An 18,502-nucleotide genomic window follows, 5' to 3' on the forward strand; every position below is an offset into this window, starting at 1 on the left:
TATATGTATTATTATAACTTTAATACTATTGTTGATTGCTTTGGTTAATTTGAAATTTCAATCGACTCTGGGTAGATTATTTATTTTAAAAATTTCATTTAATATATTAAATTCTAGGAACATTTTTTTTGGGAATGGTATTGATACATTCGCGCGATTATATAGTGATTCACAATTTGAATATTTCAGGTTAAATAAGTATTCGATAAATGAATATAACAATGCTGGTTATATTGAATATGCTTATAATGATTTTTTAGAAATATTTATTGAATATGGATTAATTGCTTTATTAATTGTTTTAACAATTTTAATGAGAATTTTTCGCAATACTAAATTTCTTTCAAACATTAATTTGAAATTATTTTTAGTATTCTGTATGACCTTTAATTCATTATTTTTTTTGGATTAAGTATACCACTATTTCGATTTATTCTAATTTTAGTTTTAGCTTATTATTCATCAAATGATATTTCAATATTCCAGTTTGATTTTAAAAATTCAGTTTTAAACAAATTGTTGTTTATTTCCTTCAGTTTTTTTAATATGTATTATGTTATTAGGCTATACAATAATTACATTGAATGGAATGATGCACGATTAAGTATTAATAAAGTTAATGATTATTCTTATGAAAATTTGTACAATGATTTTAAATGGAATTCAGTTTATTTATCAGAATATTCTACATGTTTAGTAAAGAAAAAAGATTTTTTGAAATCTAAAATAATTCTTCTTCAATCAATCAATTATAGTGCTGATCCTGTTTTATTTCAAAAACTAGGAATTCTTTATGAAAAATTAGGGAGTATTGATTCTGCAAAAAATTGTTACGAAAGGGCTATTTTTACAATACCAAATAGGTTTTATCCAAAGTATTTGCTAATGAACTTTTATATAAAAAATAAAAAAATGTATCTGGCTGATAGTGTTTCAAGAGAAATAATTAATTCTCCTATTAAAACAAATTCAGTTGCAATTGCTCAAATAGTTGATAGTGCAAAGAGTGTTTTACAAAAACATATTCATTGAATATGTATGAATTGAGAGGTATCAAAAGTTTATGGATACCTCTCAAATAGTTTACTTTACTTCTTCAAATTGTGCATCTTCAACAGTATCAGACTTCGGTTGCTCGGCACCTGCACCAGCACCCGGGTTTGCTCCAGGTTGTTCACCTGCTGCTTGTTGTGCTTTGTAGATGTCTTCACTAGCAGCAGTCCAAGCTGTATTCATTTCAGCCATTGCTGCATCAACTGCAGGGATGTCTTGATTTTTGTGCGCTTCTTTCAACTTAGTCAATGCTGTTTCAATTGCTCCTTTTTTATCAGCTGGAATTTTGTCGCCAAATTCTTTGAATTGTTTTTCTGTTTGGAAAATCAAACTATCGGCTTGGTTTAATTTTTCCACACGAGATCTGGCTTCATTATCAGCTGCTTCGTTGGCTTTGGCTTCAGCTTTCATTTTCTCAACTTCTTCTTTGCTTAAACCACTACCCGCTTCAATTCTGATTTTTTGTTCTTTACCAGTGCCCTTGTCTTTTGCACTTACGTTTAATAGACCGTTGGCATCAATATCAAAAGTCACTTCAATTTGAGGTACGCCTCTTGGTGCTGGAGGAATGCCATCTAAGTTAAACATACCTAAGCTCTTATTTTGATTGGCCATTGGGCGCTCACCCTGTAATACATGAATTTGAACACCTGGTTGGTTATCGCTAGCAGTAGAATACACTTCTGTTTTCTTAGTAGGAATTGTGGTGTTGGCTGCAATCATGGTGGTCATTACACCGCCCATGGTTTCAATACCTAGGCTTAAAGGCGTAACGTCTAATAACAATACGTCTTTTACTTCACCAGTTAATACAGCCCCTTGAATAGCAGCACCTAAAGCAACCACTTCATCAGGGTTAACACTTCTGTTTGGTTTTTTGCCAAAGAAGCTTTCAACAATCTCTTGTACTTTAGGAATACGAGTTGAACCACCTACTAAAATCACTTCGTCAATTTCAGATTTGCTGTAACCCGCATCTTTCAATGCAGCTTCGCAAGGCTTCAAACAACGAGCAAATAAATTATCGGCCAATTGTTCAAATTTAGCTCTTGATAATTTTAAAACCAAGTGCTTAGGAACTCCGTCTACAGCAGTGATATAAGGAAGATTGATTTCTGTTTCAGAAGAAGAGCTCAATTCAACTTTTGCTTTTTCCGAAGCTTCTTTCAAACGCTGTAAAGCCATTGGATCTTTACGCAAGTCAATGCCTTCCTGAGCTTTGAATTCGTCCGCTAACCAGTCCATGATTACTTTGTCGAAATCATCTCCACCTAAATGAGTGTCACCATTGGTAGATTTTACTTCGAAAACCCCGTCTCCTAATTCAAGAATAGAGATATCAAAAGTACCACCACCCAAGTCGAATACGGCAATTTTCTGGTCTGCATTCTTTTTGTCTAATCCATAAGCAAGAGCAGCAGCAGTAGGTTCGTTTACAATTCTTCTCACATTCAAACCCGCAATTTCACCTGCTTCTTTGGTTGCTTGGCGTTGTGCATCGTTAAAGTAAGCCGGAACGGTAATAACCGCTTCGTTCACTTCATGACCCAAATAGTCTTCGGCTGTTTTTTTCATTTTCTGCAAAATCATGGCAGAAATTTCCTGTGGAGTGTACATACGATCTTCAATTTGTACACGCACGGTATTATTATCGCCCTTGGCAACCTGATAGCTCCAATGACTGATTTCTTCGGTTACTTCGTCGTAACGACGACCCATAAAACGTTTAACACTGGTAATAGTGTTTTGAGGATTGGTGATAGCCTGTCTTTTTGCAGGATCTCCCACTTTACGTTCGCCATTCTTTAAAAATGCTACTATTGAAGGAGTAGTGCGGCGTCCTTCGTCATTTGCAATGACTACAGGTTCATTACCTTCCATAACGGATACACAACTGTTAGTGGTTCCGAGGTCTATTCCAATAATTTTTGCCATAATATATGTTTTCAATTGCAATTGAATATTCAATGATTATGCCACCTGTCAGTTAAGTGCAAAATTGTCAGATTCACTACCAAATCGTCGTGTCAAATGGGATTATGAAGACATTTTAGCGCAAAAAAGACCTTATTGTAGTTGTTTCGCCTTGAACGTAAAGTTCTTTTGTGAGAAATAACTGAATAAAACAACGAAAACGGTGGTCAGTATTTTTGAGGGAGTTGGGTACCAGCCAAAACTGTCTACGAATATTTTTAAGAAGATATAATTGAGCAGAATACAACCAAAAACCACTAGAAAATACCTGGCAAGCTGGGTGCGCTTGGTTACACTGGTTTGTTGAAAAACCACATATCTACTTAAGTAAAAACCGGTGGGGAATGTTACCACAAAACTCAATAAAAAAGAAGCAATATGGGGGCTTACCGTTACTGTATAGAATTGTACGGCGGTTTTATTCAAGATATAATTGTATGCAACAAAGAACAATCCAATATCCAATAAAGTATTGAATCCACCGCAGGCAGCATACCGATAGGTTTGTTTGGGCATGAATCTGCTAAACAATGGATAAAACCAGTCAACTACCTGAAGAATAAATCCACTAACGAATTTGTGCAGCTTTTGCATAACGGAGCGCGAAGGTAGTTGATAAATGGTTAGTTTTGCATCCCGAAATTGTTAAGATTATGAGTGTGGTCAATCAAATAAAACAGGCAGCTGCCAACAGTATTCAGGCTCTTTATGGAGAATCAGTGCTTCCGGAGCACGTGCTGGTAAATCAAACCAAACCTGAGTTTGAAGGGGATTATACCGTGGTATTGTTTGCTTTTGTAAAAACACTCAAAAAATCACCGGAACAATTGGGTAAAGAATTGGGAGATTTTCTGGTAAGCAACCACCCCGCCCTTTTTTCCAGCTATAACTTGGTAAAAGGCTTTTTGAATCTGACCATTCCGGATGCCTATTGGTCGGAAAAGCTATTGAGGAGTTATACCAATACCTGCTATGGTTTTGCTCCCTCTAATGGTAATAAAGTAATGGTTGAGTACTCCTCTCCCAATACCAATAAACCACTACATCTTGGACACCTAAGAAATAATTTTCTAGGAAGAAGCATTGCCGAAATTTTAAAAGCAACCGGAAATGAAGTGGTAAAAACCTGTATAGTGAATGACCGTGGTATACATATTTGTAAAAGTATGATTGCCTGGAAACGCTATGCCAATGGAGCTACTCCGGCCAGTACAGGCATGAAAGGCGATCATTTTGTTGGGGATTATTACGTAAAATTCAACGACGCTTATAAGGCGGAAATTGCAGAACTAAAAGCGAAGGGACTATCTGAAGAACTGGCTGAAAAGGAAGCTCCCATAATGAAAGAAGCCCAACAGATGTTGCTGGACTGGGAAGCCGGAAAGCCCGAAGTGTTAGCGTTATGGAAAGAGATGAATGGGTGGGTGTATGAAGGATTTGACACTACTTATAAAAGAATCGGAACCGACTTCGATAAAATTTATTACGAGAGTAATACCTATCTATTAGGTAAGGATCTGGTAGATAAGGGCCTGGATCAAAAAGTGTTTTATCAGAAAGAAGATCAAAGTGTTTGGATTGATTTAACCGGGGATGGTTTAGATGAAAAACTGGTAAGAAGAAAAGACGGCACATCGGTTTATATAACACAGGATATTGGATTGGCAGAACAAAAACAAAAAGAATTCAACGCCCAGCAGAGTATTTATGTGGTGGGTGACGAGCAGAATTATCATTTTAAAGTTTTAAAACTGATTTGTCAGAAACTACAATTGCCCTCTGCGGACGGTATCTATCACTTAAGTTATGGAATGGTAGAATTGCCAACCGGCAAAATGAAAAGCAGAGAAGGAACAGTAGTGGATGCGGATGATTTGGTAGACGAAATGATTCGCATTGCCCGTGAAAAAACCGAAGAGTTGGGAAAAGTGAATGATTTTACAGAGGAAGAAAGAGTTGCATTGTATGATACCATTGGGCTTGGGGCTTTGAAGTTTTTCCTGCTTCGCGTAGATCCCAAAAAGAAAATGATTTTTAATCCAGAAGAGAGCATCGATTTCCATGGATTTACAGGGCCTTTTATTCAATATACCTATGCCCGTATCAGCAGTATACTTCGGAAACTTCAATATACCGAGGAAGTAAAGCTTACCCTTGAAACAGCCAATTCATTTAGTCCGCTGGAAAAGGAACTGATGGTAGCCCTGGAACAATTCCCTGAAACATTACAGGACGCAGCCAAAGAACAGGATCCATCCAAAGTGGCTATTTATATTTACAATATCGCCAAAATTTTCAGTTCTTTCTATGCAGAACATTCCATTGCCAATGCAGAAAGTAACAGCAAGCAGCAACTACGTATTATGTTGTCTGTATTAACGGCAACTACCATTAAAAATGGTATGGACGTACTGGGTATTAAAGTACCCGAAAGGATGTAAGAAAAATATTTTAATATTGCAGCCTACAAAGGCGCCCGGGTGTTGAAATTGGTAGACAAGCCACCTTGAGGTGGTGGTGCTGGAAACGGCGTGCTGGTTCGAATCCAGTCTCGGGCACAAAGACCCTGACACGAAGTGTCGGGGTTTTCTATTCGAATGCGTCAAAAGCTTGCTTTTGTAAGCATGAAAATGGGAAACCTAATTTGCGCCAATGGCGCAAAGGGTCTTTGGGTAACCCTCCCATCCAGGAAGTCGGCCAAACAAAGTGCGGCCGACAATCAACTTTACAACCAACAATCCATTCTTAAATACATTCATTATTTCTTATATTTATTTGGCTATTTAATCACGAAAAGTATTAAGTATGTCTTCAAGAATTCTATTTATAATAACGTCAGTACTCGTAACTTCCTTCTCCTGCAGTACCTCCAATCAAACGGCCAATTCAATCAGTCTGGATGGCCACGAAGCAAAGAATTCTTTGGATTGGGAAGGAACTTATTCCGGAGTTCTACCCTGCGCTTCCTGTCCTGGCATAGAGACAGAAATTATATTGAACAAGGATCAGACTTTTGTGCTAACCCAGGAATATCTTGAGAAACAAAGCATATTTACCAGTAAAGGAAAATTTACCTGGTATAATAATAATATCCAATTAGAAGACTCTGCAAGTAATGACTCCAAAATAATTTTTAAAGTAGAAGAAGGCAGACTAAGGAAATTAGATATACAAGGCAATAAGATTGAAGGGGCTTTGGCTAACAATTATATTTTATACAAGAATGGGAACCCGGAAGTTGAAAATGTCAAATGGTTTATCTCCTCAATCAATGGAAAAGCAATTACAGGAGATCGGGAAGCCTATTACCTTGTTTTTCACTCTAAAGAAAGTAGAATGGAAGCAAGAGCAAATTGTAACCGTTTACAGTTTGAGTACAAGATTAAAAATCAGCAAGATTTAATTGTTAAACAGGGCATGAGTACTTTAATGGCTTGCCCAGATACAACAGAACAGGTTTTAATGAAATCATTAACCCAGTCGGTTCGCATCAAAAGGAATTCAGACATATTGTCTTTTTACGGTAAAGACGATCAACCCTTAATTATATGTGTGATAAATAAAAATTAAATCCATGTCTACCACCAGTAATCACGACGAAAAAATTGCCAAAATGAGTTTTGCCTCTGTGTATCCACACTATGTGACTAAGGTTGAAAAAAAAGGAAGAACCATTGCTGAGCTACACAAAGTAATTGAGTGGCTAACGGGTTATACAGAATCACAAATTCAACAACTGATTTTGGATAAAGTTAATTTTTCTGAATTCTTTTCAAAAGCCAAACTAAATCCCAACGCCCATTTAATTACGGGAACCATTTGCGGATATAGGATTGAAGTGATCGAGAACAATTTAACAAGACAAGTAAGATACCTCGACAAAATAATAGATGAATTGGCCAAAGGAAAAGCACTTGAAAAGATCATGCGTTAAACCAAAATTGGATTGAACTAAAAATTAAAATAAGTATTTAGTATTATGCCATTGTTGTATTGAAAAACATTTCTATTGTTCACTTCCCTTCCCAACTGTACAATCTGATTTAGATAACCTGCCTCGATTCTGAAAGAATTATTAATCGCTTTCCCTACTAATACCCCGATCCTATTCTGATCAAATACATTTTCCCCTACATTCTTTCCAAATCCAATTAAAATCTCATTATATGCTGCAACATATAGTGGATAAGTAGCGTTCATATTCAGCGGAATCTGTCCTCTTATCATATATCGCATCCGATTCATAAAAAAGAAATCATCATCTTTGGTATCAGCGGCAGATGTATACCTGCCAAGCCATCTTTGTTCCAGCATAAAACGATGCGACAGAGATATTTTACCAATTTTATCGTTGATGGTAAGCATTTGATAAGTGCGATGTTCGGTAAATTGCTTTCCAAAAGTATTTAAAGGTATATCACCATAGGCAAATGTTTCAGCCCATGCATAACCCAATCTGAATTGAACATCATTATTCAATTGGTAATTCACTCCTAATCTAAGTAAGCTTTGCTGCCAATCCTTAATGATTTGATCTCTGCGCCATTGATATTCTGTATGTAAACTCCATTTTGTATTAAACTTTATTGTGCCAAAATAATTGAACCAACCAATAGAATTCCTGTCAGTAATTCTGCCATTCTGTGCTAATATTTTGCTTTTGGGATTCAGTAGTAAACAAAATAAAATAGATAGAACAGTCGCGATTCTTTTCATTTTCTGTTTTTTTATAGCCGCAAATTAATCAGACTTCCTGTTAATTAAACTATATTGATTAACAATTTAGCAAACGCAAATAGACTGTAATAATGAAAGAAGTTATTTCACAACAATTTGATAAGGCACTGAAATTAGATGAAGCAGAATATGAAAATTGCATCTTCAATCAATGTGATTTCAGTAATCAGGATTTATCGGGATATAAATTCATTGATTGTAAATTTAAGGTTTGCAATCTGAGTATGTGTAAGCTGAATAAAACTACTTTGCAGGATGTAGTTTTTACAGATTGTAAATTACTGGGTATTAAATTTGAAACCTGTAACCCTTTCTCTTTATCCTTTTCGTTTGAGGGGTGCCAGCTAAATCATAGTTCATTTTACAAAATGAAAATTCCAAAGATGATTTTTTCTAATTCTGCTCTGCTTGAAGTTGATTTTACAGAAGCAGATTTAACTGCTGCAATTTTTAATAATTGTAATTTATCTGGTGCCATTTTCGACAGAACCAACCTGGAAAAGGCAGATTTTAGAACTGCTGTAAATTTTTCTATTCATCCCTTGAATAATCAAATAAAAAAGCAAGATTTTCAAGGGAAAATTTAATGGGTTTATTATACGCTTTCAATATTAATTTAGATTAAAATTTATGAAACCTGTCATCATTTTCAGTTATATCTTCTTGTTGATAAACCTTTCATGTCAAAACAAAAAGAATTAAAAACAGAAACCGGTATCAAGCAAACCCCTTCCGGCATTTTATCAAATCTCTTAAATGGGAAGCTTGACAGTACTTCTGGAATAATAAAATGGTCTGCAACTGAAGGAGATATTATAGAATATCATGGTCAGTTAATTGACTCACAGTACCTGTATTCTTCCATCGACACCGTTTTCACTATCAATAGAAACAATGAAACAGCGTACTTAGCTGTTTTTAGCACTGCTCCTATGACAAAGGATGATACCGGAAAAATGGTGAATGCCAACGACTGTCATGTCTGCGGTTTAAAACTCGGTTATTTCACGTACAACATTGTAAATGACAGTTTGCAAATTCAAACTTTCAGAAAGAATTTTGCCACACATGGCACATTTGGTGAAAAGTCTTACACGATTTCTTTTGTAAACCTGGGCGATGGGTATGAATTAATTAAAATTGATGACCCGTACAGTGGCATGGGAATCTCCACAGTAACTACTAAGTTTTATATGGATGGTGAATTACTCTTAAGCATGATATCAAAGGAGGACAATGCCGGAAACTATGATTCAACTCAGAAAGGGTACTATGAATACAATACAGATTTTGCATATAAACCTATGAAACACTCAATCAATATTACCCAGACTGGATTTAAAATAGACGAAATATCCGGCAAAAGAATAGCAATTCTCAAGCGTAAAGAATTGCCATTTGACCAATACTCTCTTTCCTTTTAGTAGCCTTTCAATATATATATGATAAAATTTAATTTATCTTCATTTTATCATTATAGGAAGAAAGCAGCATAAAATATGAATCAGCATTTATCGCAGATTGCAATTGTGGTGGATGATTACGACAAGGCAATTGCTTTTTACACTCAAAAACTTCATTTTGAACTTGTAGAAGATACCGTATTGAGTGAGACAAAACGATGGGTAATAATTAAGCCGAGGGGAAATGGCAACTGTAGATTGTTGTTGGCAAAAGCAGCCAGTGAAGAACAAAGCTCCAGAATAGGAAATCAAACGGGTGGCAGGGTATTTTTGTTTTTGCATACCGATAATATTCAGAGAGATTATCAAAATCTACTTGAACAACAAATACCAATCGTTAGGGAACTCAGTCAAGAATCATTCGGAAAAGTTGCTGTTTTCCAGGATTTATACGGCAATTTATGGGACTTAATTGAGCCCACGGAATTCACGAACAAACCGGTGCCCAGTTCTGCCATTCCACAATTTGCGCCAACAGCGCTTGAGCCGGTAGAAAAATCGTATAAAACGGTTCTATACATAAGTTGGGCTGTATTCTTTCTTGTACTTACTGCGATTGTTATTCCCTTGTTTATTTGGTTAGATGCTTTGCAAAAAAACTGGATAATTTTTAGCACTTTAGGGGCCTTATTGTTGAGTTGCTTTACTGTTATTGCATTCATTGAAATTGGGTTTAAAAATCTGGCATGGGCACTTCGGGAAAAAGATATTATCTGCAAAAAAGGCTGGATTTTTCAGGATACACATGTTATTCCTTTCGGGAAAGTTCAAAATTGTGTAATTCAAACCGGCCCAATCGGCAGAAAATTTGGTTTAGCGTCTATAAAATTAATGACAGCCGCCAGTCACCTTGGGGATATAAGTATCAATGGTCTTAAACAGGAAACAGCAGAGCAGCTGAAAGATTGGATGATGGAAAAAATAATTGGGAATGAATCGAATTAAAACCGATTGGACTAAACCCCAAAAGCTTTCTTTGGTTGCTTTATTATTCATTATTGGAAAAACAATCAAGGAAAGCTGGGTACTTATTTTATACTTCATCGTAAGAGCATTCGTCAAGCAAAATGAGGATGAAGATGATACCGAGAAGCGATCAGATAAACTGATTTATTTCTTGTTATTGACTGCTGCTTTTCTAATCTTTTTTCAAATACAAAAATTCATTCAGTTTTTTAAGACACGTATTTACATAAAAGACAATGAATTAATTGAGCAGACTGGCATTTTTACCAAAAAAACCAAAACCATACCAATTCATAAAATCCAATCGGTGCACCTGGTTCAGAATTATATTCATCGTTTTACAGATACCTGCACTATGAAAGTAGAGACAGCAGGCACTGAAAAAACAGAATTGGAATTATCTGCTATAGATTATCTTAAAGCTCAGGATTTACAGGAGATCCTTCAGCAAAAAGAAGCTGTTTCTGCTGCCAATATCTCCGACAATAACAGTACCCAATTAATGGGGTTAAGCAATTTTGATTTAATTAAACTGGCTATTTCAGAAAATCATATCCGGACGCTATCCTTAATTTTTGCATTTGCCATGTCAAGACTAGATGATCTCAGGCAGTTTTTTGGTAAGAAAACAGATGCAATAATAGATGAACAGGTAAATCAGATCAACTTTACCACTTCAATTGTTGCAGGCATGATTGGCTTGGGCATTGCCATTACGCTGGCTTTCTCAGTAATACGTGTTTTATTGCGTTATAACGATATGCAATTGACCGCCAATCAAAAAGGATTTAAGGTAAAATGGGGCTTTCTTCAAACACAACAGAAAATGATGCTGCAAAATAAAGTACAACTGATAAGCTGGAACAGCAACTTTGTTCGAAAATTACTGGGCATCAAAATTCTCCGATTCTTTATGGTTGGCGAAAATATTCTGAAAGATGACCAATACATCAAACTTCCCGTTTTGCAAGAAGATGTTTTGAAAAAGCTTTCAGCGTACTATCAGCCCGTATGGCCTTCTCTAAACGAAAACCCAAACTATACACACCCTTCTTATGCCTGGAGGGTAACGATGATTTATATTTTACCAGTGGCTTTTGCAGCATCAGTAGCCTTGTATTTCTGGGAACCCTGGGTGATGATTATTCCAATTCTACTCTTCCTTTATTTTCTTGTTACTTTCAAAATCAGACATATGAAATTCATTTTCTGGTACAACCAAACCTCATTGCAGATTCAGAAAGGTATTTGGGGAGATGAACATATCTTATTGAATTTTAAAAAAGTACAACATGTAGCATTGGAAACCAGTCCTTTTCTGAGAAGAAAGAATCTTGCTACACTGGTGTTGCATACGGCTGGTGATTCAATTAAAATTCCCTATATCCCTTTAACAAAAGCTCAGGCTATAGCTGACCGTTGTTTATATGAGATAGAGTTAGATAAGTCTTAACAGAGCTCGGCATCATAATTGGTTTTTATTAATTCATCTCACCATTAAATAAACCATTATGAAACAAAAACTTTACCTAATCTGTGGCCTTGGTATTCTTTTTAGCTCCTGTACTGTTATACGTCAGGGAGAAGTGGGTGTAAAGCGTCGTCTTGGAAAAATTGATCCTCAGTATGTTGAACAGGGGCCCAAAGGATACAATATTTTCACAACAGCAATTTTAAAAGTACCCACCCGAATCATGAATATTGAAGTTAAACCTGATTTGCCATCCAAAGAAGGATTGACTATTCGTTCTGAAATATCTATTCTATATAGGATAAAACCAGAAGCTGCGCCTAAAATAGTCCAGAACATTGGCCTGAATTATGAAAGCGAAGTAATTCTTCCTGTATTCAGATCCGCTTCGGCAGATATTACTTCTAAATTTCTTGCCAAAGACATGCATAGCGGAGAAAGAGCTCAGATAGAGAATGCAATTAGAAAACAGATGACGGAAATACTGGAACCCAGAGGGTTCGTTATTGACAATGTTCTTATGAAGAGTATCCGTTTACCTGAAGGACTATCCCGCACCATAGAAGAAAAACTGCAAGCTGAACAAGATGCACAAAGAATGGAGTTTATAAAAGAAAGGGAAAAAAGAGATGCTGAGAGAAGAATTATAGAAGCAGAAGGCAAAAAAGAAATAGCCCGCATTCAGGCAGAAGGTGAAAAGAATGCAGCAATCATTCAGGCAGAGGCCAGAAAAGAATTTTTGAAATTGAAGCAGAAGGTAAAGCTAATGCTGTTACCATTGAAGCGATGGCAACCAGAAAAGCAAACGATACAATCAATAAGACACTTACGCCAGCTATTCTGAAATTAAGACAGATTGAAGCATTCAGATCTTTATCTAATAGCAATAATAGTAAACTGGTAATCACGGATGGCAAAACCCCCTTCCTTACTTTGCCAGATAAATTTTAGTTGAGAAAGCCTTTTTTATACCTTCATGGCTGAAATTTTTAGTATGTCTAGCTTTATTATTACCTGCCCTAACTGTAATCACCAATTTGAACCAGGTGATACCATGCGTGAAGAGATTGAGAAGGAATTGCGCGGCAAAATGATAGATTGGCAAAAGAAAAAAGAAGTTGAAACTGCAGAACTATTAGAAGCCGAAAAAAAACGGATGCATGCAGAAATGCAGGATACAGTTAAAAAGTCTCTGGCTGCTGATTATGAAAACCAAATGAAGATATTGCAGCAAAAAGCTGCTGAATCTGAAGAGAAGTTAAAAGAGTCTCGCAAAAAGGAATTGGAATTTCTTCAAAAGGAACAGGCTTTAAAAGCAAAGGAAGAAGAAATTCAGATTACCATACAGCGGCAATTGCTGGAAGAAAGAACCAAGCTTAAAGAGCAGTTGCAAAAAGAGGAAGCAGATAAAATAAGCCTCAAGGAACAGGAATATCAGCTAAGAACCAAGGAACTGGAAAAGCAGATTGAAGACCAGAAAAAACTGGTAGAAGAAATGCGCAGAAAGCAAGAACAGGGCAGTATGCAACTGCAAGGTGAAGTGCAGGAGTTGATGCTGGAAGAAATGCTTCAATCTGCTTTTCCTTTCGACAAAATTGAAGAAGTAGGTAAAGGTGTCCGCGGAGCAGATTGTATTCAGATTGTTCGCAACCAGTTTGGAAATGAATCTGGTAAAATTATTTACGAGAGTAAACGAACCAAGGATTTTTCTAATGAATGGATTGAAAAATTAAAAAAAGACATGCGCAGTTTTGGTGCTGATGTTGCGGTTATTGTTACCCAGACTTTCCCGAAAGACATGGACCGTTTCGGAGAAAAAGAGGGTGTTTACATTTGTACCTTCTCTGAAGTCCGATCCGTAGCCTTGTTATTAAGAAACGCTTTGTTGAAAATAGCAGATGCCCGAAAAAGCCAGGAAAACAAAGGGGATAAAATGGTCATGCTGTACGACTATTTAACCGGCACTGAATTCAGTGAACAGTGGAAAGCCATCCGTGAAGGATTCATGACCATGCGACAGAGTATTCAGCGGGAAAGAGATACCATGGAAAAGCTTTGGAAAGCGAGGGAAAAGCAATTAGAAAAAGTATTGCTGAATGCAGCACATATACAGGGTTCTGTGGAAGGCATTGCAGGAGCAGATGCGGTTAATCTGAATTTACTGGAAGACAATGATCCACTCTTGATTGACTAAGGATTTACTACATATACCAGACTTAAAGTAGTACTAAGCTCATAATGCAGTACCAAATCCTGGTAAAAATCTCCTTTTACAAAATGGGCTTGTAACTGGCCGCAAGTACCCAGCTTACTGGCTTTCACCTGCATACATTCACTGAAATCTACATCTCCCCTTCCCCACCATTTAAACATGGCTTCCTTGGCACTCCAAAGTAATGTGAGCGTGCTAAATCTTTCAGCTGGTTCCAATCCCTCTATATTCCACTCCATCAACTCAAGCGTATGTAAAAATTTATGCCTGATTTTATCCACCCTATGTGTTACCAGTTCCACATCAATTCCCACCCTGCAATGGGCGCTGACAATCGCTGCAGCATACGCTCCGCAATGCGAAATAGAAAAATGGTAATCCTCATCCGGCAAATAAGGTTTTCGGGTATCAGCAATCTGAATAAGATCTGTAGGAAAATCCGGAAACAGAAAAGGTAGCAAATAGCGCCCTGCCAAGTGCTGTAAACGCTTGTGAGGATGGGTAACCGACTGCTGTACACTTACTTTTCGGGTAAAAAAAGATTCCGGCTCATCAATCTTCCAAAGGGCCAAACGGGTAAAATCGTTGATATTATGTTGATAATGCAGGGGCACTTTAAAATTTTTTATGTGTTGTATGCAGAATTAGTATTTTTTTGCAATACAACTGTAAAATTAACCAGAATGATTTTAAGCGACTTACGTATACTGGAGGAAATAGCCAAGGGGACCATTGTTATTGAACCCTATAACCGTACAGATTTAGGAAGCAATAGCTACGATGTACACCTCGGGAAATGGCTGGCTACCTACACAGATGAAGTGTTGGATGCAAAAAAGCACAACACCATTACGTATTTCGAAATTCCAGAAGAAGGTTATGTATTGCACCCCAGTGGTTTTTATTTGGGAGTAACTGAAGAATATACCGAAACCCATGCCCATGTTCCCTTTTTAGAGGGTAAGTCTTCAACGGGAAGATTGGGGATTGACATTCATGCTACAGCCGGTAAGGGAGATGTGGGTTTTTGCGGAAACTGGACTTTGGAAATATCCTGCAAGCAACCGGTTAGGGTTTACAGAGGTATGCCGATTGGTCAGCTGATTTATTTCCCGGTAGATGGAGAAATTGGCGTGAAATACAATCAGAAAGGCAATGCCAAATACAGCGGTCAACCCAATAAGCCTATTGAGAGCATGATGTGGAAGAACAAGTTTTAATTCAACTTCCAAATACTTGCTGTAAGCAGTGATGCAAAACTAACCCATGCTATATAGGGAACCAGTAACCAGGCTGCTGGTTTAGAAAGTTTGCTGAATTGAATGATTGTTAACAGGATAAAAATCCACATCACCATTATTTCTATCAATGCTGCGCCGATTGAATGCAAAGAGAAGAAAATAATGGACCAGAAAAAATTCAGCACAAACTGTATTATAAAGAGCTGAATGGCTTTTTTCCTTGTAGCCGTTTCCGCTTGTTTCCAGATTAAATAAAAAGCTACTCCCATCATGGTATATAAGCTGGTCCATACGGGGCCAAATAGCCAGTTGGGCGGATTAAAAGATGGTTTGTTTAAACCAGCATACCAATTTGGAATTTCTGCAATGGTAAAAATTCCGCCCAGAGAACCAATTCCGATGGTCGCAATTAATGAGATGATTAATTTCTGTGTACTGCTTATTTTCATGATTTGGTTTTTTGATAGTTAATATACCAGGCAATAACTTCATTATAACTCTTAATGCCAGCAGCTTGTTGTTGAAATTTTAAAAACTGATCGTACAATTCATTGCTGATAGGACTGATGGCATTTTTTCGCTGGTTAAAAAAATCCCTGATTTCTTTTCTATCCTGTTTCACTAAGGTATCCATCCTGCTGCTGTTTTCCTTGACCAGGTTTTCAAATTCAGTGTAGGGTAATTGAGAAGAGAGCAGGTATTGTTCGTAGAAAGCATATCCCAGCAAATCTATATAAAGCGAATATTTCAGGGTGGGATTATTACTGGCTTCTGCAGCAAGGAGACCTGCGAAACTGGCTTCACTCTCACTGGCATAGCCCAGTTGATGAGCCACTTCGTGACAAATGATATAAGGATTCAGAATAGCCGGTAAATCGTCACGAAGGTTGGCTTCTCCGGTAAAAGGAATATAATATCCAGTAAAACCAATATAGTCAGCAACTGGTGTTAACCAGCTCTTTTTTACAGATTTAATTTGAATAGATAAAAAAGGGAACTGTGCTGTTGCATTTTTAAAACCCTTTTGGGCTTCTGTTATCAGTTCCTCTATTGACATTTTTTGTATTGGGCCCTGCCCTATCCATTTTCTATAAAAATTAGCCGAATCAATCAGTTGATGGGTTAAGGCATTAATTTCAGCTCTAGAATAAGTTGCTTTACTTAATTTAAGTTGAGCGGCTATGCCTTTTCGGTAATAATTAATCCCCCAGAAAAGCTGAAATACAAATATGGCAGTAAAAATCCATGTCCCTGCGACAACCCATTTTCTCTGAAACAGCTTTCTTAGAATGAGCAAAATAAGACCTGCATAAAGCCAATCTCCAATATTAAATGGAAAAATACCAGACAAGGTTCTCAGCCATTCCGATAAAAGTGGATAAATTTTAGAGGAATAGTAGTTTTCCACAAAAGCTTCCCAATTCCCCAAAAAAAGGGTGAATATGGCCAAAATACCCAACGAAATACAAATTTTCAGGTTATTTTGGTCTTTTACAAGCATACTGAAACATCCTTTACCGGATAAAGTTACTACAGCAAATGAATCTCAGGGGCTTATTTTTAGTTTACTTTGGCAAATTCCCTTGTTTTTTCTACCTTTGCAAACCCTTAAAACGTGGATATGAATCATCGGCGCGAATATGAGATCGCATTTGTGGGTTTGAAGCCGGGTGTTCATTTGTACGAATACAAGGTGGACGACAAGTTCTTTATTCCATATGGCGAGCAGGATTTCAGCCTTTGTGATGCAACCGTAAAACTGTATCTCGACAAAAAATCGGGATTCATGCAATTGAAATTTGATATTGACGGTAGTATTCAGGCAGGCTGTGATCGTTGTGGCAATACGCTTCCACTGCAACTTTGGGACGAGTTCAATATCATTGTTAAAATGGTGGACGAACCAGATACCATGAATGAGCAGGAAGAAGATCCGGATGTTTATTACATCAGCAGAAACGAAAGCCACCTGATGGTTGCAGACTGGATTTACGAATTCGTAAACCTGAGCATCCCTTTGCAAAAAACCTGTTCACCCGAAGAAATGGGTGGGCCGAAATGCAATAAAGAAGTCTTGGAAAAATTAAAAAAGATGGAAGAAGATGCTGCCAAAGACAGCACTCCGACTATCTGGAAAGGACTGGAAAAATTTAAGGACTTAGAATAAAATTTTTGATATTATAAATTTTGAGCAATGCCAAATCCAAAACGCAGACATTCACAGCAAAGAAGTGCTAAAAGAAGAACGCACTATGTAGCACAGGAAGTTACTTTAAGCAAAGATTCTACTACTGGAGAAATTCATGTTCGCCACCGTGCGCATGTAAGCGAAGGTAAATTGTTCTATAAGGGAAAACTGGTAGCTGAAAAAGCTCCATTGAAAGCGTAACCTTATAGTTCAACATACCATTTGCTTGCTGAAATGAATATAGGAATAGACATGATGGGAGGTGATTTTGCACCGTTAGAAGCGGTGAAAGGTATACTCCTGTACCTGAACAATTCCGATAATTCAGTAAACATATATTGCATAGGTGATGAAAACCTGGTTCAGCCTCTTGTAAAAGAGTACCAGCTTTCATCACCTAATTTGCATTTTGTACATGCACCAGAAACCATTGGATACCATGAGCATCCAACCAAAGCCCTAAAAGAAAAGCAAAAGTCTTCCATCGCCATTGGTTTCCATTTATTGGCCAGCGGAAAACTGGATGCATTCATTAGTGCAGGTAATACCGGAGCAATGCTGGTGGGCGCTATGTTTAGCATCAAAGCCATTGAAGGGGTTAGCAGACCTACCATTGCCACTATTATGCCTAAATTAAATGGGCAGACCGGTGTTTTACTAGACGTGGGGTTAAATGCAGATTGTAAACCTGAAGTCTTAAACCAGTTTGCCGTATTGGGCAGTTTATATGCTGAACATATTCTGGGAATTCAGCAACCCAGTGTTGGTTTGGTAAATGTAGGTGAAGAGGAAGGTAAAGGCAATATTCTTGCTCAAGCAACCTATCCCCTGTTGAAAGAAAACAATCAGATTCATTTTATCGGAAATATTGAGGGAAGAGATTTCTTTAATGATAAAGCCGATGTGATGGTTTGTGATGGATTCACCGGAAACATTGTTTTAAAAATGGCAGAGTCTTTCTATGATATTGCCAAAGAAAGAAATCTCTCCAACGATACTTATTTAAATCGTTTTCACTACGAAAACTATGGTGGTACCCCAGTTCTGGGCGTAGCCAAACCTGTAATTATTGGTCATGGAATTAGTAATGACAAAGCATTCTCGAATATGATTGCACTGGCTGAGAAAATGATCAGCAGTGATATCTGCAATAAAATGGCTGCTTCTTTTAAAGCATCCTAATCTAACACACTAATA

Annotated in this window: 21 protein-coding genes and 1 tRNA gene; 16 read left to right on the plus strand and 6 right to left on the minus strand. The window is 37.1% G+C overall.

Going from position 1 to position 18,502, the window contains the following annotated elements; translation table 11 throughout:
- A partial coding sequence (locus F777_RS0109915) for an O-antigen ligase family protein (protein WP_235785929.1) occupies positions 1-412 on the plus strand: 412 nt, incomplete at its 5' end.
- A gap of 134 nt (positions 413-546) precedes the next feature.
- Entirely contained in the window at positions 547-1,032 is a 486-nt protein-coding gene (locus F777_RS0109920; protein ID WP_026751903.1) for a tetratricopeptide repeat protein, read from the plus strand.
- A gap of 51 nt (positions 1,033-1,083) precedes the next feature.
- On the opposite strand, the gene dnaK is transcribed toward F777_RS0109920, so the two are convergent.
- Both dnaK and F777_RS0109930 read right to left on the minus strand, forming a co-directional pair.
- Complete coding sequence (gene dnaK, locus F777_RS0109925; protein WP_026751904.1) at positions 1,084-2,988, minus strand: molecular chaperone DnaK; 1,905 nt, start codon at positions 2,986-2,988, stop codon at positions 1,084-1,086.
- Positions 2,989-3,120: 132 nt separating this feature from the next.
- Positions 3,121-3,621, minus strand: a complete 501-nt coding sequence (locus F777_RS0109930) for a GtrA family protein (protein WP_026751905.1) — start codon at positions 3,619-3,621, stop codon at positions 3,121-3,123.
- 35 nt (positions 3,622-3,656) lie between these two features.
- Here F777_RS0109930 and argS point away from each other — a divergent pair, with 35 nt between their 5' ends.
- From argS to F777_RS0109950, 4 genes are all read left to right on the plus strand, one after another.
- Entirely contained in the window at positions 3,657-5,468 is a 1,812-nt protein-coding gene (gene argS / locus F777_RS0109935) for an arginine--tRNA ligase (protein ID WP_235785930.1), read from the plus strand.
- 33 nt (positions 5,469-5,501) lie between these two features.
- Positions 5,502-5,585, plus strand: a tRNA-Leu gene (locus F777_RS0109940).
- Positions 5,586-5,832: 247 nt separating this feature from the next.
- Positions 5,833-6,597, plus strand: a complete 765-nt coding sequence (locus F777_RS17310; protein ID WP_051408548.1) for a copper resistance protein NlpE N-terminal domain-containing protein — start codon at positions 5,833-5,835, stop codon at positions 6,595-6,597.
- Between the two features lie 4 nt (positions 6,598-6,601).
- Complete coding sequence (locus F777_RS0109950) at positions 6,602-6,961, plus strand: DUF2200 domain-containing protein (protein ID WP_026751907.1); 360 nt, start codon at positions 6,602-6,604, stop codon at positions 6,959-6,961.
- 17 nt (positions 6,962-6,978) lie between these two features.
- On the opposite strand, the gene F777_RS0109955 is transcribed toward F777_RS0109950, so the two are convergent.
- A complete protein-coding gene (locus tag F777_RS0109955) occupies positions 6,979-7,743 on the minus strand; it encodes a DUF2490 domain-containing protein (protein WP_026751908.1) in 765 nt (254 codons plus the stop codon).
- Between the two features lie 92 nt (positions 7,744-7,835).
- Between F777_RS0109955 and F777_RS16420 the strand changes: the two genes are divergently transcribed.
- From F777_RS16420 to F777_RS0109985, 6 genes are all read left to right on the plus strand, one after another.
- Positions 7,836-8,351, plus strand: a complete 516-nt coding sequence (locus F777_RS16420; protein WP_201767599.1) for a pentapeptide repeat-containing protein — start codon at positions 7,836-7,838, stop codon at positions 8,349-8,351.
- Between the two features lie 93 nt (positions 8,352-8,444).
- Complete coding sequence (locus F777_RS0109965) at positions 8,445-9,188, plus strand: hypothetical protein (protein ID WP_026751909.1); 744 nt, start codon at positions 8,445-8,447, stop codon at positions 9,186-9,188.
- A 75-nt stretch (positions 9,189-9,263) separates the two neighbouring features.
- Positions 9,264-10,172 carry a VOC family protein gene (locus F777_RS18000; protein ID WP_161631506.1) on the plus strand — a complete coding sequence of 303 codons (909 nt, stop codon included), beginning with the start codon at positions 9,264-9,266 and terminating at the stop codon, positions 10,170-10,172.
- The gene (locus tag F777_RS0109975) at positions 10,159-11,646 is read left to right on the plus strand and encodes a PH domain-containing protein (RefSeq protein WP_026751910.1); all 1,488 of its coding nucleotides are present in this window, start codon (positions 10,159-10,161) and stop codon (positions 11,644-11,646) included. The genes F777_RS18000 and F777_RS0109975 overlap by 14 nt, the downstream gene beginning before the upstream one ends.
- A 58-nt stretch (positions 11,647-11,704) precedes the next feature.
- Positions 11,705-12,508 carry a prohibitin family protein gene (locus F777_RS16430; RefSeq protein WP_201767600.1) on the plus strand — a complete coding sequence of 268 codons (804 nt, stop codon included), beginning with the start codon at positions 11,705-11,707 and terminating at the stop codon, positions 12,506-12,508.
- A gap of 150 nt (positions 12,509-12,658) precedes the next feature.
- Positions 12,659-13,858: a DUF2130 domain-containing protein gene (locus F777_RS0109985; RefSeq protein WP_037370115.1), complete on the plus strand. Its 1,200-nt coding sequence runs from the start codon at positions 12,659-12,661 to the stop codon at positions 13,856-13,858.
- On the opposite strand, the gene F777_RS0109990 is transcribed toward F777_RS0109985, so the two are convergent.
- Entirely contained in the window at positions 13,855-14,490 is a 636-nt protein-coding gene (locus F777_RS0109990; RefSeq protein WP_026751912.1) for a 4'-phosphopantetheinyl transferase family protein, read from the minus strand. The two genes, F777_RS0109985 and F777_RS0109990, sit on opposite strands and share 4 nt — an antisense overlap.
- 15 nt (positions 14,491-14,505) lie before the next feature.
- Between F777_RS0109990 and dcd the strand changes: the two genes are divergently transcribed.
- The gene (gene dcd, locus F777_RS0109995) at positions 14,506-15,096 is read left to right on the plus strand and encodes a dCTP deaminase (RefSeq protein ID WP_235785931.1); all 591 of its coding nucleotides are present in this window, start codon (positions 14,506-14,508) and stop codon (positions 15,094-15,096) included.
- Here the strand turns inward: dcd and F777_RS0110000 are convergent.
- The gene (locus F777_RS0110000) at positions 15,093-15,566 is read right to left on the minus strand and encodes a TspO/MBR family protein (protein WP_026751914.1); all 474 of its coding nucleotides are present in this window, start codon (positions 15,564-15,566) and stop codon (positions 15,093-15,095) included. The genes dcd and F777_RS0110000 overlap by 4 nt on opposite strands.
- The gene (locus F777_RS0110005; RefSeq protein ID WP_026751915.1) at positions 15,563-16,618 is read right to left on the minus strand and encodes a DUF3810 domain-containing protein; all 1,056 of its coding nucleotides are present in this window, start codon (positions 16,616-16,618) and stop codon (positions 15,563-15,565) included. The genes F777_RS0110000 and F777_RS0110005 overlap by 4 nt, the downstream gene beginning before the upstream one ends.
- A gap of 120 nt (positions 16,619-16,738) precedes the next feature.
- On the opposite strand from F777_RS0110005, the gene F777_RS0110010 reads away from it, so the two are divergent.
- Genes F777_RS0110010 through plsX form a run of 3 tightly spaced genes read left to right on the plus strand, consistent with a single transcriptional unit; the run spans position 16,739 to position 18,487 of the window.
- The gene (locus F777_RS0110010) at positions 16,739-17,284 is read left to right on the plus strand and encodes a YceD family protein (protein WP_026751916.1); all 546 of its coding nucleotides are present in this window, start codon (positions 16,739-16,741) and stop codon (positions 17,282-17,284) included.
- Positions 17,285-17,311: 27 nt separating this feature from the next.
- Positions 17,312-17,506 carry a 50S ribosomal protein L32 gene (gene rpmF / locus F777_RS0110015; protein ID WP_026751917.1) on the plus strand — a complete coding sequence of 65 codons (195 nt, stop codon included), beginning with the start codon at positions 17,312-17,314 and terminating at the stop codon, positions 17,504-17,506.
- A gap of 33 nt (positions 17,507-17,539) precedes the next feature.
- Positions 17,540-18,487 (plus strand): phosphate acyltransferase PlsX, encoded by a 948-nt coding sequence (gene plsX / locus F777_RS0110020; RefSeq protein WP_026751918.1) that lies wholly within the window; start codon positions 17,540-17,542, stop codon positions 18,485-18,487.
- Positions 18,488-18,502: the final 15 nt, after the last annotated feature.

Source organism: Sediminibacterium sp. C3, from assembly GCF_000508085.1.
Classification (GTDB): Bacteria; Bacteroidota; Bacteroidia; order Chitinophagales; family Chitinophagaceae; genus Sediminibacterium.

Coding starts and splice junctions, on each gene's coding strand:
- F777_RS0109985 (WP_037370115.1), top strand. CDS start 12,659: ATGTCTAGCTTTATTATTACCTGCCCTAACTGTAATCACCAATTTGAA.
- F777_RS0109975 (WP_026751910.1), top strand. CDS start 10,159: ATGAATCGAATTAAAACCGATTGGACTAAACCCCAAAAGCTTTCTTTG.
- F777_RS0110005 (WP_026751915.1), bottom strand. CDS start 16,618: ATGCTTGTAAAAGACCAAAATAACCTGAAAATTTGTATTTCGTTGGGT.
- F777_RS16420 (WP_201767599.1), top strand. CDS start 7,836: ATGAAAGAAGTTATTTCACAACAATTTGATAAGGCACTGAAATTAGAT.
- F777_RS0109950 (WP_026751907.1), top strand. CDS start 6,602: ATGTCTACCACCAGTAATCACGACGAAAAAATTGCCAAAATGAGTTTT.
- F777_RS18000 (WP_161631506.1), top strand. CDS start 9,264: ATGAATCAGCATTTATCGCAGATTGCAATTGTGGTGGATGATTACGAC.
- dnaK (WP_026751904.1), bottom strand. CDS start 2,988: ATGGCAAAAATTATTGGAATAGACCTCGGAACCACTAACAGTTGTGTA.
- F777_RS0109930 (WP_026751905.1), bottom strand. CDS start 3,621: ATGCAAAAGCTGCACAAATTCGTTAGTGGATTTATTCTTCAGGTAGTT.
- F777_RS16430 (WP_201767600.1), top strand. CDS start 11,705: ATGAAACAAAAACTTTACCTAATCTGTGGCCTTGGTATTCTTTTTAGC.
- rpmF (WP_026751917.1), top strand. CDS start 17,312: ATGCCAAATCCAAAACGCAGACATTCACAGCAAAGAAGTGCTAAAAGA.
- F777_RS0109965 (WP_026751909.1), top strand. CDS start 8,445: ATGTCAAAACAAAAAGAATTAAAAACAGAAACCGGTATCAAGCAAACC.
- F777_RS0110010 (WP_026751916.1), top strand. CDS start 16,739: ATGAATCATCGGCGCGAATATGAGATCGCATTTGTGGGTTTGAAGCCG.
- F777_RS0110000 (WP_026751914.1), bottom strand. CDS start 15,566: ATGAAAATAAGCAGTACACAGAAATTAATCATCTCATTAATTGCGACC.
- F777_RS0109955 (WP_026751908.1), bottom strand. CDS start 7,743: ATGAAAAGAATCGCGACTGTTCTATCTATTTTATTTTGTTTACTACTG.
- F777_RS0109920 (WP_026751903.1), top strand. CDS start 547: ATGTATTATGTTATTAGGCTATACAATAATTACATTGAATGGAATGAT.
- F777_RS17310 (WP_051408548.1), top strand. CDS start 5,833: ATGTCTTCAAGAATTCTATTTATAATAACGTCAGTACTCGTAACTTCC.
- plsX (WP_026751918.1), top strand. CDS start 17,540: ATGAATATAGGAATAGACATGATGGGAGGTGATTTTGCACCGTTAGAA.